Origin of the sequence: Pseudomonas sp. 32_A (assembly GCF_017490905.1) — a bacterium.
GTDB lineage: Bacteria > Pseudomonadota > Gammaproteobacteria > Pseudomonadales > Pseudomonadaceae > Aquipseudomonas > Aquipseudomonas inefficax.
The window spans coordinates 1-12,438 of the sequence record NZ_JAFGYI010000051.1 but is presented as its reverse complement, the minus strand read 5'-3'; the positions used below and the strand labels follow the sequence as shown (position 1 = coordinate 12,438).

Annotated in this window: 10 protein-coding genes; 8 read left to right on the top strand and 2 right to left on the bottom strand. The window is 63.4% G+C overall.

Features of this window, described 5'->3' with window-relative positions:
• Positions 1 to 96 precede the first annotated feature (96 nt).
• From J5M58_RS23145 to J5M58_RS23135, 3 genes are all read left to right on the top strand, one after another.
• Complete coding sequence (locus tag J5M58_RS23145; protein ID WP_112253317.1) at positions 97 to 531, top strand: thioesterase family protein; 435 nt, start codon at positions 97 to 99, stop codon at positions 529 to 531.
• Between the two features lie 51 nt (positions 532 to 582).
• Positions 583 to 1,554, top strand: a complete 972-nt coding sequence (locus J5M58_RS23140) for a tRNA-dihydrouridine synthase (RefSeq protein WP_207879733.1) — start codon at positions 583 to 585, stop codon at positions 1,552 to 1,554.
• A gap of 232 nt (positions 1,555 to 1,786) precedes the next feature.
• Positions 1,787 to 2,230, top strand: coding sequence for an Hsp20 family protein (locus J5M58_RS23135; RefSeq protein WP_112253348.1), 444 nt, complete (start codon positions 1,787 to 1,789; stop codon positions 2,228 to 2,230).
• 94 nt (positions 2,231 to 2,324) lie between these two features.
• Here the strand turns inward: J5M58_RS23135 and J5M58_RS23130 are convergent, their stop codons facing one another.
• Both J5M58_RS23130 and J5M58_RS23125 read right to left on the bottom strand, forming a co-directional pair.
• Positions 2,325 to 5,621, bottom strand: coding sequence for a PAS domain S-box protein (locus tag J5M58_RS23130; protein ID WP_207879731.1), 3,297 nt, complete (start codon positions 5,619 to 5,621; stop codon positions 2,325 to 2,327).
• Positions 5,622 to 5,683: 62 nt separating this feature from the next.
• Positions 5,684 to 6,562: a LysR family transcriptional regulator gene (locus J5M58_RS23125; protein WP_112253314.1), complete on the bottom strand. Its 879-nt coding sequence runs from the start codon at positions 6,560 to 6,562 to the stop codon at positions 5,684 to 5,686.
• Positions 6,563 to 6,692: 130 nt separating this feature from the next.
• On the opposite strand from J5M58_RS23125, the gene leuC reads away from it, so the two are divergent.
• The 5 genes from leuC (at position 6,693) to asd (ending at position 11,993) form a co-directional block, all read left to right on the top strand.
• Positions 6,693 to 8,126, top strand: coding sequence for a 3-isopropylmalate dehydratase large subunit (gene leuC, locus J5M58_RS23120; protein WP_013971600.1), 1,434 nt, complete (start codon positions 6,693 to 6,695; stop codon positions 8,124 to 8,126).
• Complete coding sequence (leuD, locus tag J5M58_RS23115) at positions 8,123 to 8,767, top strand: 3-isopropylmalate dehydratase small subunit (RefSeq protein WP_112253313.1); 645 nt, start codon at positions 8,123 to 8,125, stop codon at positions 8,765 to 8,767. Before leuC ends, leuD begins: the two co-directional genes overlap by 4 nt.
• Before the next feature lie 148 nt (positions 8,768 to 8,915).
• On the top strand, positions 8,916 to 9,680 hold the full coding sequence (locus J5M58_RS23110) for a class I SAM-dependent methyltransferase (RefSeq protein ID WP_207879729.1): 765 nt from the start codon (positions 8,916 to 8,918) through the stop codon (positions 9,678 to 9,680).
• 54 nt (positions 9,681 to 9,734) lie between these two features.
• The gene (gene leuB, locus J5M58_RS23105) at positions 9,735 to 10,817 is read left to right on the top strand and encodes a 3-isopropylmalate dehydrogenase (protein WP_112253310.1); all 1,083 of its coding nucleotides are present in this window, start codon (positions 9,735 to 9,737) and stop codon (positions 10,815 to 10,817) included.
• Positions 10,818 to 10,880: 63 nt separating this feature from the next.
• Positions 10,881 to 11,993 (top strand): aspartate-semialdehyde dehydrogenase, encoded by a 1,113-nt coding sequence (asd, locus tag J5M58_RS23100; RefSeq protein ID WP_112253309.1) that lies wholly within the window; start codon positions 10,881 to 10,883, stop codon positions 11,991 to 11,993.
• The last annotated feature ends 445 nt before the right edge of the window (positions 11,994 to 12,438 follow it).

The following is a 12,438-nucleotide window of genomic DNA, read 5'->3' as shown; positions in this document are numbered from 1 at the left end:
GATTGCGCGGTCCCTGTGGGAGCGGCCTTGTGTCGCGAAAGGGGCGCAACGCGCCCCCGGCTATCAAATTTATGCACCGTTTTCACAGGAGTGTGCATGAGCTGGGACCTGGCAACACCCTTCATCATCGATCTGCGCGTCGGCAGCGAGGATATCGATGGCCTCGGCCACGCCAACAACGCGGTCTACGTTACCTGGCTGGAGCGCTGCGCCTGGCGCCACTCCCAGCGCCTGGGCCTGGACCTGGCCGAATATCGCCGGCTGGACCGGGCGATGGCCGTGGTGCGCCACGAAATCGACTACCTGGCCGCTGCCTACGAGGATGACGAGTTGCAGCTGGCTACCTGGATCATCGATTGGGACCAGCGCCTGCGCATGACCCGGCGCTTCCAGCTCAAGCGCCCGCGCGACGGCGTGACCTTGCTGCGCGCCCAGACCACCTTTGCCTGCATCGAGCTGTCCAGCGGCAAGCCCAGGCGCATGCCCGCGGAGTTCCTCGACGGTTACGGCCCGGCGCTGATCGGCGCCTGAAACAGCGGCAAATTTTGTTAGACTGCCGGCTTTTTCCGCCGAGACCCCGACATGCAAATTGCCCTGGCCCCCATGGAGGGGCTGGTCGACAACATCCTGCGCGACGTGCTGACACGCGTGGGCGGTATCGACTGGTGCGTCACCGAGTTCATTCGCGTGTGCGACCGCCTGCTGCCGCCTTCCTCGTTCGACAAGCTGGCACCCGAGTTGCGTAATGGCGCGCGAACCGCCGCCGGGGTGCCAATGCGCGTGCAGTTGTTGGGTTCGGACCCTGTGTGCCTGGCGGAAAACGCCGCCCTGGCCTGCGAACTGGGCGCACCGGTGATAGACCTGAACTTCGGTTGCCCGGCCAAGACCGTCAACAAGTCACGCGGTGGAGCGGTGCTGCTCAAGGAGCCGGAGCTGCTGCACGCCATTGTGCGTGAAGTGCGCCGTGCCGTGCCGGCGGATATCCCGGTCACCTCGAAGATGCGCCTGGGTTTCGACAGCCCCGATGGCGCGCTGGAGTGTGCCACGGCGCTGGCCGAAGGCGGCTCGGCGCACCTGGTGGTACATGCGCGGACCAAGGTCGAGGGCTACAAGCCGCCGGCTCACTGGGAGTGGGTGGCACGGGTGCAGGATGTGGTCAAGGTACCGGTGTTCGCCAATGGCGAGATCTGGACCGTGGACGACTGGCGGCGTTGTCGTGAGGTCAGTGGCGCCGAAGACATCATGCTGGGCCGCGGGCTGGTCTCGCGCCCCGACCTGGGGCTGCAGATTGCCGCGGCGCGTGACGGGCGGGAGTATCGGCCGATGAGCTGGGACGACCTGCTGCCGTTGCTGCGCGAGTTCTGGCGGCAGGCCCAGGCCAAGTTGTCGCCGCGCTATGCGCCGGGGCGGATGAAGCAGTGGTTGGCAATGCTGACCCGCAGTTATCCCGAAGCGGTTGTGCTGTTTGCCGAGTTGCGGCGGGAGGATGATTGTGCGCGGATCAGCCGGTTGCTGGGGGGTGAGGCGGTTTCCTTCGAAGCTTGTATTGCCTGATCCGGCCCTTTCGCGGGTGAACCCGCTCCCACAGGTACTGCGCAAGTCTCAAGGCCTGTGTTGATCCTGTGGGAGCGGGTTCACCCGCGAAGAGGCCATCAAATCAAAAGCAGAATTCAGTTTTTTCTACCTCCCCCTTGAAAGCTTTCCCTCTGGCCATATCTCTTGAGTACGCGATGCCGAAGACGGGTCGCGTAATGACTTACTTGCTGAATCTCAGGAGTTAATGACCATGACCACTGCTTTCTCTCTCGCTCCACTGTTCCGCCATTCCGTTGGTTTCGACCGTTTCAACGACCTGTTCGAATCCGCGGCACGTAACGAGGCCGGTAGCAGCTACCCGCCCTACAACGTGGAAAAACATGGCGATGACCACTACCGCATCGTGGTTGCCGCAGCCGGCTTCCAGGAAGAAGACCTCGACCTGCAGGTTGAAAAAGGCGTCCTGACTGTTACTGGTGGCAAGCGCGACAATGGCGCTACTGAAGTGACCTACCTGCATCAGGGTATCGCGCAGCGCGCCTTCAAGTTGTCGTTCCGCCTGGCCGACCATATCGAAGTCAAGGCCGCCGGTCTGGCCAATGGCCTGCTCAGCATCGACCTGCTGCGCATCGTGCCTGAAGAAGCCAAGGCCAAGCGCATTCCGATCAACGGCGACAAGCCAGCGCTGAACTGATCGTGTAGATGTGAAGAAGGGCACCCTTAGGGGTGCCCTTTTTATTGTGATCGCCTGAAGGCCGGCTCCCACAGGAATCGCATCCGCATCGGTTTCAGTAATCCGCCGGCGCCTCCAGCAACATCTGCCGAAACTCCGGCAACGGCAGCGGTCGGCTGTGCAAGTACCCTTGGTACAGGTGGCACCCCAGCCGTTCCAGGAACTCCAGCTGTTCGGTCAGCTCCACCCCTTCGGCAATCACCGCCAGGTCCAGGCTGCGAGCCATGGCGACGATGGCGCGGACGATTTCGGCATCGTTGGGGTCAACCGGTGCATCGCGCACGAAGGTCTGGTCGATCTTCAGCGCATCCACCGGCAGGCGTTTCAGGTAGGTCAGCGAGGAATAGCCAGTGCCGAAGTCATCCATCGCAAAGCTCACCCCATAGCGCTTCAGTTCGCGCATCTTGCTGATGGTGTCTTCCAGGTTCTGGATAACGATGCCTTCGGTAATTTCCAGCTTCAGCATCTGCCGTGGCAGGCGGTAATCGTCCAGGCTGCGTAGCACTCGCCCGACAAAGTCGTTCTGGCGGAACTGCCGTGGGCTGATGTTCACGCACAGGCTGAAATCATCGGCGTCGATCAGCCCGTCGGCGAGCATGCGCGCGCAGGCATCGCACGCCTCATCGAGGATCCAGCTGCCAACCTCCAGGATCAGGCCGCTTTCTTCCAGCACCTGTATGAATTGCGCGGGCGGCTGCTGACCCAGTTGCGGATGATGCCAGCGCAGCAGTACCTCGGCGCCGACGATGCGGTTGTCACGGGCATCCACCTGTGGCTGGAAGTGCAGCGCCAGCTCGCCGCGGGCCAGGGCCAGGCGCAGGTCGTTTTCCATGCGCAGGCGCTCGCTGGCAGCTTTCTGCATGGTGGTATGGAACAGCTGGGTGGTGTTGCGCCCGGAATCCTTGGCACGATACAGGGCGATATCGGCACGCTTGAGCAGGTCGGCCGGGGTAGCGCCGTGGTCAGGGATCAGCGCCACGCCGATGCTGGGTGTTACCTGCAGGCGCTGGCCATCCAGCGACATCGGCTCGGCCAGCAGTTCGCGCAGGGTGTCGGCCAGCCCGCGGACTTTCTCTTCGACCAGCTCGCGGCTGCCCTCAAGGCCGCTGAGCAATACCACGAACTCGTCGCCACCCAGGCGCGCCACGGTGTCTTCCAGGCGCACACTGGCTTCCAGCCGCGCCGTGATGATCTTCAGCACCGTGTCGCCTACCGGGTGGCCCAGCGAGTCGTTGATGTGCTTGAAGTGGTCGAGGTCGAGGAACAACAGGGCGCCGCGCAGGTTGTGGCGCCTGAGCAGGGCGATCTGCTGGCTCAGGCGGTCCATCAGCAGGGCGCGGTTGGGCAGATTGGTCAGCGGGTCGTGGTAGGCCAGGTGACGTATCTGTGCCTGGGCGTTCTTCAGCTGGCTGACATCACGGGCGGTCAGCAGCAGGCAGTCCACTTCGTTGAGGGTGATCGGCTCCACCGACACCTCTACGGTAAGGATATCGCCACGCTTGTTGCGCCCGAGCATCTCGCGGTGGTGCACCCGGCCACGCTCGCGCAATTCGGCCAGCAGGGCGCTGCGCTGCTTGTCGTCGGCCCAGATGCCGATCTCGTACACCGTGTGGCCGACCACTTCGGCGGCGCTGTAGCCGGTCAGGCGGCAGAAACCGTCGTTGATTTCCAGGTAGCGACCGCTATGGCGTTCGGTGATGGTGATGGCGTCGGGGCTGGAGTGGAAGGCCTTGGCAAACTTTTCCTCGCTGGATTTGAGCGCCGCTTCGGCGCGCTGCTGCTGGGTGATGTCGCGCAGGGTGGTCACGCTGCAGGGCTGGTCATCGACGGTGATGAGGCGGCTGGAAATCACGCAGGTAAGTGGCGCGCCATTACGGTGGTTGACCACCACGGCGACGTTGCTCAGTGCCTGCTCGCGGATGACCCGCTCGATGCGTTGCGCGCGTTCGATGGACTCCGCCCACAGGCCGATTTCCTCGGCGGTGCGGCCGATCACCTGGTCGGTACCCCAGCCGAAGGTCTGGGTGAACGCCGGGTTGATCTCGATGAACTGGCCAGTGTCCTGACGGGTGACGCAGATCGGGTCGGGGCTGACCTGGAACAGGCTGGCGAACTTCTCTTCCGAGGCGCTCAGGCGCTGTTCGCGTTCCACCTGGTCGGTGATGTCGAGCAAGGTGCCGGCCATGCGCAGTGGGTTGCCCTGCTCGTCGCGGTACAGTCTGGCGCGGCTTTCGATGTAGCGCGAGATGCCGTTTTCCAGTTGTACCCGGTAGGTGATCTGGTAGTTGCCGGCAGGCCCTTCGCGCAGGCTGCGATAGGCCTGGCGCATCGAGTTGCGTTCCTGCTCCGGTACCCCTTCGAAAAACGCGTCGAACGATTCGTGAAAGGGGATTGGCGGCAGGCCGTGCAACTGCGCGGCGCGGGCCGAGCCGTAGAGCATGCCGCTGGGGATGTGCCAGTCCCAGGTGCCCAGCTGTGCCGAGTCCAGGGCCAGGTCCAGGCGTTCCTGGCTGTCCTTCAGGGCTTGCTCGGCGCGCTTGCGTTCGGTGGTGTCGATGAAGGTGCTGATCAGGAAGGTCACGCCTTCCAGCTCGATGCCCTGGGTGCAGAGGATGCCGTCGTGCACCTTGCCGCTGATGGCGCGGAACTGCACCTCGAGAATCAGCGGGCCACTGTTGGCGCGGGTCGATTCCAGCATCTGCTGGCGCTGTTCGGGGTTGACCCACAAGCCCAGTTCCAGGCTGGTCTTGCCGATCACCTGGCTGCCGGGCCAGCCGAACATGTCTTCGAAGTGCTGGTTGACCTCGAAGATCATGCCGTCGTGGCGGCGGGTGAGCAAAATGGCATTGGGGCTGAGGTGGAACAGGGTGGCGAAGCGTTTTTCCGAATTGATCAGCGCCGTTTCCCGCTCGCGCTGACGGGTGATTTCGCGGATCACCCCGATCATCTGTGGCCGGCCGTGCAGGTCGTGGGTCAGGCTGCCGTTGATCTCCAGCCAGTGCAGGCTGCCGTCCGGCCAACGGATACGGTGGCGCATGGCCTGTTCCACCGGTTCGCCGTTGAACACTGCCTGGAACACCTGGCGCGTGCGCGCACGGTCTTCCTCGGGCAGCAGGTCGAGGTAGTCGATATCGGCGGGGAGCGGGCGCTGCGGGTCGAAGCCGAACAGGGCCTGGGTGCCCCGTGACCAGCTGACCCGGCCGCTTTCGATATCCCATAGCCAGGCACCCAGCCGGGCGCCGTTGAGCGCAGCCAGCAGTTGCGGGGCGTTCTGCCAGGCCTGTTCCGACTCCTGAGGGTCGGCCGCGGGTATGCGCGGCAGGCGCAAAAAGCGATTCGCTGATTTGGGCATCGGTACCAGACCTTTGGCGTATGACGCGTCCTTGGAGGTGGCAATACCGGGCTTACGACCGGTCAGGCGGGCCCCGCGTGGCTGTCGAGCAAGGCCATGAATGCCCTGGCCGCGTTCGACAGCGTGCGCTCCGTGTGCAAGATGTAGCCTAGCTGGCGCGACAGCTGTATGCCCGGCAAGGCGATGGGTGCAACCTGTTCGTCGAGCATGGTGCGCGGCAGCACGCTCCAGGCCAGGCCGATCGACACCATCATCTTGATGGTTTCCAGATAGTTGGTACTCATGGCGATGTTCGGCGTCAGGCCCTGGCTTTCGAACAGGCGCTGGACAATATGGTGGGTAAAGGTGTTGCCGCCGGGGAATACGGCCGGGTGGCGGGCGACGTCGGCCAGGCTGACCTCATGGTTGTTGGCCAGCGGGTGCTCGGGTGCGGCGACGAAGTCCAGGGCGTCGTCCCACACCGGCACGGCCTTGACCAGGTGGTGCGGCTCGGGCGCCAGGGTGATAACGGCAATCTCGGCGCGGCCATGCAGAATCTCGTCGTAGGCCTGCTCCGAATCCATGAACTGAATATCCAATGCCACTGCAGGGTATTCACGCGTGAAGGCCCGCAGCAGCGGGGGCAAGCGGTGCAGGCCAATGTGGTGGCTGGTGGCCAGGGTCAGGCGACCGCTCACTTCTCCGGTCAGATTGGTCAACGCGCGGCGGGTATCATCGAGCACATTGAGAATCTGGTAGGCCCGCGGCAACAAGGCGCGCCCGGCTTCGGTCAGGGTCACCTCACGGCCCAGGCGGTCGAACAGGCGCACATCCAGCTGCTGCTCGAGCCCGGCGATGCGCTTGCTGATGGCTGGCTGGGTCAGGTGCAGGCGCTCGCCGGCGCCAGAGAAACTGCCGGTTTCGGCGATGGCGATGAAAGCACTGAGGTTGGCCAGGTCCATTGCTTGAATTCCTGATGGTTATGCAAAGCATGAAAATTATGAATTTGAGTTATTCAATCTATCGCCATAGCATCGTCCGTACAAGCCAAGGGGTCTTTGGCATAGAAAGACGCTGATGAGGAACAGTCTGATGGCTGGCAAAACGCTCTACGACAAACTCTGGGAAGCCCATGAGGTCAAGCGCCGTGATGACGGCTCGTCCTTGATCTACATCGACCGTCACATCATCCATGAAGTGACGTCGCCCCAGGCCTTTGAAGGCCTGCGCCTGGCCAACCGCAAACCCTGGCGCATCGACGCCAACATCGCTACGCCGGACCACAACGTGCCGACCACGCCAGAGCGCAAGGGCGGTATCGAAGCCATCGTCGACCAAGTGTCGCGCCTGCAGGTGCAGACCCTCGACGAGAACTGTGACGAATACGGCATCGTCGAATTCAAGATGAATGACGAGCGTCAAGGTATCGTCCACGTTATCAGCCCTGAGCAGGGTGCCACCTTGCCTGGCATGACCGTGGTCTGCGGTGACTCGCACACTTCTACCCACGGCGCCTTCGGTGCCTTGGCCCACGGCATCGGCACCTCCGAGGTGGAGCATGTGCTCGCTACCCAGTGCCTGGTCGCCAAGAAGATGAAGAACATGCTGGTGCGGGTGGAAGGCCAGTTGCCTGCCGGCGTTACTGCCAAAGACATCGTCCTGGCCGTGATCGGCAAGATCGGTACCGCCGGTGGTAACGGCCACGCCATGGAATTTGCCGGCAGCGCCATCCGCGAATTGTCGATGGAAGGCCGCATGACCATTTGCAACATGTCCATCGAAGCCGGTGCCCGCGTAGGCCTGGTGGCGGTGGACGACACCACCGTTGCCTATGTCGAAGGCCGCCCGTACGCGCCGAAGGGCGAGCAGTGGAAGCAGGCGGTGGAGGCCTGGAAAGGCCTGGTTTCCGACGCTGACGCGGTGTTCGACACCGTGGTCGAGCTCGATGCTGCGCAAATCAAGCCGCAGGTCAGCTGGGGCACCTCGCCGGAGATGGTCCTTGCCGTCGACCAGCGCGTACCGGACCCGGCTGCCGAGCCAGACCTGATCAAGCGTGGTTCGATCGAGCGTGCCCTCAAGTACATGGGCCTTGCCGCCAACCAGGCGATTACCGATATCAAGCTCGACCGCGTATTCATCGGTTCGTGCACCAACTCGCGCATCGAAGACCTGCGCGCCGCCGCCGAAATCGCCAAGGGCCGCAAGGTCGCTGCCAACGTCAAGCAGGCGCTGGTGGTACCGGGCTCGGGCCTGGTCAAGGCCCAGGCCGAGCGTGAAGGCCTGGACAAGATCTTCCTCGAAGCCGGTTTCGAATGGCGTGAACCAGGCTGCTCGATGTGCCTGGCGATGAACCCGGACCGCCTGGAGAGCGGCGAGCATTGCGCGTCCACCTCCAACCGCAACTTCGAAGGCCGTCAGGGTGCCGGTGGCCGTACCCACCTGGTCAGCCCGGCCATGGCCGCCGCCGCCGCGGTGACCGGCCACTTCATCGATGTTCGCGAGTTGATCCAAGGGAGCGCAGCATGAAAGCCTTTACCCAGCACACTGGCCTCGTCGCGCCGTTGGACCGTGCCAACGTCGACACCGACCAGATCATCCCCAAGCAGTTCTTGAAGTCGATCAAGCGCACCGGCTTCGGCCCCAACCTGTTCGACGAGTGGCGTTACCTGGACGTGGGCCAGCCCTACCAGGACAACAGCAAGCGCCCGCTGAACAAGGAGTTCGTGCTCAACCACGACCGCTATCAAGGTGCCAGCGTGTTGCTGGCGCGCGAGAACTTCGGTTGCGGCTCCAGCCGCGAACATGCCCCGTGGGCGCTGGACGAGTACGGTTTCCGCAGCGTGATCGCGCCGAGCTTTGCCGACATCTTCTTCAACAACAGCTTCAAGAACGGCTTGCTGCCGATCATCCTCAGCGATGAGGAAGTCGACGAGCTGTTCAAGCAGGTAGAAGCCAACCCGGGCTACCAGCTGGTCATCGACCTGCAGGCCCAGGCGGTGACCCGCCCGGATGGCAAGGTATTGCACTTCGAGATCGATGCGTTCCGCAAGCACTGCCTGCTCAACGGCCTGGACGACATCGGCCTGACCTTGCAGGACAGCGACGCGATCAAGGCCTTCGAAGGCAAGCACCGTGCAGCGCAGCCTTGGCTGTTCCGGGATGCCTGAAATATGTAGGTGACAGTACCGGCCTCTTCGCGGGTGAACCCGCTCCCACAGGTACGGCGCAAGATTCGAAACCTGTAGAGGACCTGTGGGAGCGGGCATGCCCGCGAAAGGGCCGGTACAGGCAGCAAGAAACCAAAAGGATCGAGACATGACCAGCACCCAGCACACCGATGTGGTCCAACGCCAGTTCGGCGAACAGGCCAGCGCCTACCTCAGCAGCGCCGTGCACGCCCAGGGCAGTGAATTCGCCCTGCTGCAGGCCGAACTGGCAGGGCAGGGCACTGCCCGCGTGCTGGACCTGGGCTGCGGCGCCGGTCATGTCAGCTTCCACATCGCCCCGCTGGTCGCCGAAGTGGTCGCCTACGACCTCTCGCAGGCCATGCTCGATGTGGTCGCCAGTGCCGCCGCCGAGCGCGGCCTGGCCAATATCACCACCGAGCGCGGTGCCGCCGAACGCCTGCCGTTCGCCGATGCCTCGTTCGACTTCGTCTTCAGCCGCTACTCGGCCCACCACTGGAGCGACCTGGGCCTGGCCCTGCGCGAAGTGCGCCGCGTGCTCAAGCCGGGTGGCGTGGCGGCGTTCATTGATGTGATGTCGCCGGGCAGCCCGCTGCTCGACACCTACCTGCAAACAGTCGAAGTACTGCGCGACACCAGCCACGTGCGCGATTATTCCGCCGCCGAATGGCAGCGGCAGGTCAGCGAGGCTGGTTTGCATGTGCGCAGCCACACCCGCCAGCCGCTGCGCCTGGAGTTTTCCAGCTGGGTCGAGCGCATGCGCACCCCCGAGCCGATGCGCGTGGCAATTCGCCAATTGCAGCAAGCCATGGGTGAAGAAGTGCGGCAGTATTACCAGATCGAGGCCGACGGTTCGTTCAGCACCGATGTGCTGGTGTTGTGGGCCGAGCGTTAAGAACTTTTCGGTGGGGCCCGCTTGGCCGCACCGCGTGAATGGATAGAGGAAAGCATGAGCAAGCAGATTCTGATTCTCCCAGGTGACGGTATCGGCCCGGAAATCATGGCCGAGGCGGTCAAGGTGCTGGAGCTGGCCAACGACAAGTTCCAGCTCGGCTTCAGCCTGGAGCACGATGTGATCGGTGGCGCCGCCATCGACAAGCACGGCGTGCCGCTGGCCGACGAGACCCTGGAGCGTGCGCGCAAGGCCGATGCCGTGCTGCTGGGCGCAGTGGGCGGGCCGAAGTGGGACAAGATCGAGCGTGACATCCGCCCCGAGCGCGGCCTGCTGAAAATCCGTTCGCAACTGGGCCTGTTCGCCAACCTGCGCCCGGCCATCCTCTACCCGCAACTGGCCGATGCCTCGTCGCTCAAGCCCGAGATCGTTTCCGGCCTGGACATCCTCATCGTCCGTGAGCTGACCGGCGGTATCTACTTCGGTGCCCCGCGTGGCCAGCGCGAGCTGGAAAACGGCGAGCGCCAGGCCTACGACACCCTGCCGTACAGCGAAAGCGAAGTGCGCCGCATCGCCCGTGTCGGCTTCGACATGGCCCGCGTGCGTGGCAAGAAGCTGTGCTCGGTGGACAAGGCCAACGTCCTGGCTTCCAGCCAGCTGTGGCGTGAAGTGGTCGAGGACGTGGCCAAGGACTACCCGGATGTGGAACTGAGCCACATGTACGTCGACAACGCCGCCATGCAACTGGTGCGCGCGCCCAAGCAATTCGATGTGATGGTGACCGACAACATGTTCGGTGACATTCTGTCGGATGAAGCTTCCATGCTCACCGGTTCCATCGGCATGCTGCCTTCGGCGTCGCTGGATGCCGACAACAAGGGCATGTACGAGCCGTGCCACGGCTCGGCGCCGGACATCGCAGGCCTTGGCATCGCCAACCCGCTGGCGACCATCCTGTCGGTATCGATGATGCTGCGTTACAGCTTCAATCAGTCGGCTGCCGCCGAGGCGATCGAGAAGGCCGTGAGCCTGGTCCTGGACCAGGGCCTGCGCACCGGCGACATCTACTCGGAAGGCTGCCGCAAAGTTGGTACGCAGGAAATGGGCGACGCAGTAGTCGCAGCGCTGCGGAATCTGTAATCTCTCTGGCCCGCCACCCAAAATTCCCGGTGGCGGCCCACTTTTAGCAAAGGTGTAGTTGCGATGAAACGTGTAGGTCTGATCGGTTGGCGCGGTATGGTCGGTTCCGTGCTCATGCAGCGGATGCTGGAGGAGCAGGATTTCGACCTCATCGAGCCGGTGTTCTTCACCACCTCCAATGTTGGCGGCCAGGGCCCGAACGTGGGCAAGGATACAGCTCCGCTCAAGGACGCTTATTCGATTGAAGAGCTCAAGACCCTCGACGTGATCCTGACCTGCCAGGGCGGCGACTACACCAACGAGGTCTTCCCCAAGCTGCGTGAAGCCGGCTGGCAGGGTTACTGGATCGATGCCGCCTCGTCCCTGCGCATGCAGGATGACGCGGTGATCATCCTCGACCCGGTCAACCGCAAGGTCATCGACCAGCAGCTGGACGCGGGTACCAAGAACTACATCGGTGGCAACTGCACCGTCAGCCTGATGCTGATGGGCCTGGGCGGCCTGTTCGAAGCCGGCCTGGTCGAGTGGATGAGCGCCATGACCTACCAGGCGGCCTCGGGTGCCGGCGCGCAGAACATGCGCGAGCTGATCAAGCAGATGGGTGCTACCCATGCAGCCGTTGCCGATGACCTGGCCAACCCGGCCAGCGCCATCCTCGACATCGACCGCAAGGTTGCCGAGACCATGCGCAGCGAAGCGTTCCCGACCGAAAACTTCGGCGTGCCGCTGGCTGGCAGCCTGATCCCGTGGATCGACAAGGAACTGCCGAACGGCCAGAGCCGTGAAGAGTGGAAGGCCCAGGCCGAGACCAACAAGATCCTCGGCCGCTTCAAGAGCCCGATCCCGGTCGACGGCATTTGCGTGCGCATCGGCGCCATGCGTTGCCACAGCCAGGCGCTGACCATCAAGCTGAACAAGGACGTGCCGCTGGCCGACATCGAAGGCATGATCAGCCAGCACAACCCTTGGGTGAAGCTGGTGCCCAACCAGCGTGAAATCAGCATGCAGGAGCTGAGCCCGACCAAGGTTACCGGTACCTTGAACGTTCCGGTTGGCCGCCTGCGCAAGCTGAACATGGGTTCGCAGTACCTGGGCGCGTTCACCGTCGGTGACCAGCTGCTGTGGGGCGCGGCCGAGCCGCTGCGCCGCATGCTGCGGATTCTGCTGGAGCGTTGATCGTTCCGGTCTGACCGAAAACCCGCGCTGGCGACAGTGCGGGTTTTTTTATATCCGAGCCACCCCAGTCCGCCAGGCTCTTGCTGGCTTTGGCTTTGGCTTTGGCTTTGGCTTTGGCTTTGGCTTTGGCTTTGGCTTTGGCTTTGGCTTTGGCTTTGGCTTTGGCTTTGGCTTTGGCTTTGGCTTCTAAGCGCGCGGTAGTTCAGGCGCCGCCGATTGCGACTTCAGGAGGCCGAGCGAAGGGACTGCGGAGGGAGGTGACGGGCATGGATGCCCGTCAAGCGCTGAGGCCCCATGGATGGGGCCTGCAGCGCGTACTCCCGGGAGCAGGCCCGTAGCGAGGGGACCCCGGAGCGAAGCGTAGGGGCCGGATGATGGGAGCCGACGGTTTTTGGTTCCTTTTTGCCACGACAAAAAGGGACCCGCCGTAAGGGCGGAAAGGTGA

What these genes read in the sequence shown, in the direction of transcription:
- J5M58_RS23145 (WP_112253317.1), top strand. Translation starts at nt 97, where the DNA reads ATGAGCTGGGACCTGGCAACACCCTTCATCATCGATCTGCGCGTCGGC.
- J5M58_RS23140 (WP_207879733.1), top strand. Translation starts at nt 583, where the DNA reads ATGCAAATTGCCCTGGCCCCCATGGAGGGGCTGGTCGACAACATCCTG.
- J5M58_RS23135 (WP_112253348.1), top strand. Translation starts at nt 1,787, where the DNA reads ATGACCACTGCTTTCTCTCTCGCTCCACTGTTCCGCCATTCCGTTGGT.
- J5M58_RS23130 (WP_207879731.1), bottom strand. Translation starts at nt 5,621, where the DNA reads ATGCCCAAATCAGCGAATCGCTTTTTGCGCCTGCCGCGCATACCCGCG.
- J5M58_RS23125 (WP_112253314.1), bottom strand. Translation starts at nt 6,562, where the DNA reads ATGGACCTGGCCAACCTCAGTGCTTTCATCGCCATCGCCGAAACCGGC.
- leuC (WP_013971600.1), top strand. Translation starts at nt 6,693, where the DNA reads ATGGCTGGCAAAACGCTCTACGACAAACTCTGGGAAGCCCATGAGGTC.
- leuD (WP_112253313.1), top strand. Translation starts at nt 8,123, where the DNA reads ATGAAAGCCTTTACCCAGCACACTGGCCTCGTCGCGCCGTTGGACCGT.
- J5M58_RS23110 (WP_207879729.1), top strand. Translation starts at nt 8,916, where the DNA reads ATGACCAGCACCCAGCACACCGATGTGGTCCAACGCCAGTTCGGCGAA.
- leuB (WP_112253310.1), top strand. Translation starts at nt 9,735, where the DNA reads ATGAGCAAGCAGATTCTGATTCTCCCAGGTGACGGTATCGGCCCGGAA.
- asd (WP_112253309.1), top strand. Translation starts at nt 10,881, where the DNA reads ATGAAACGTGTAGGTCTGATCGGTTGGCGCGGTATGGTCGGTTCCGTG.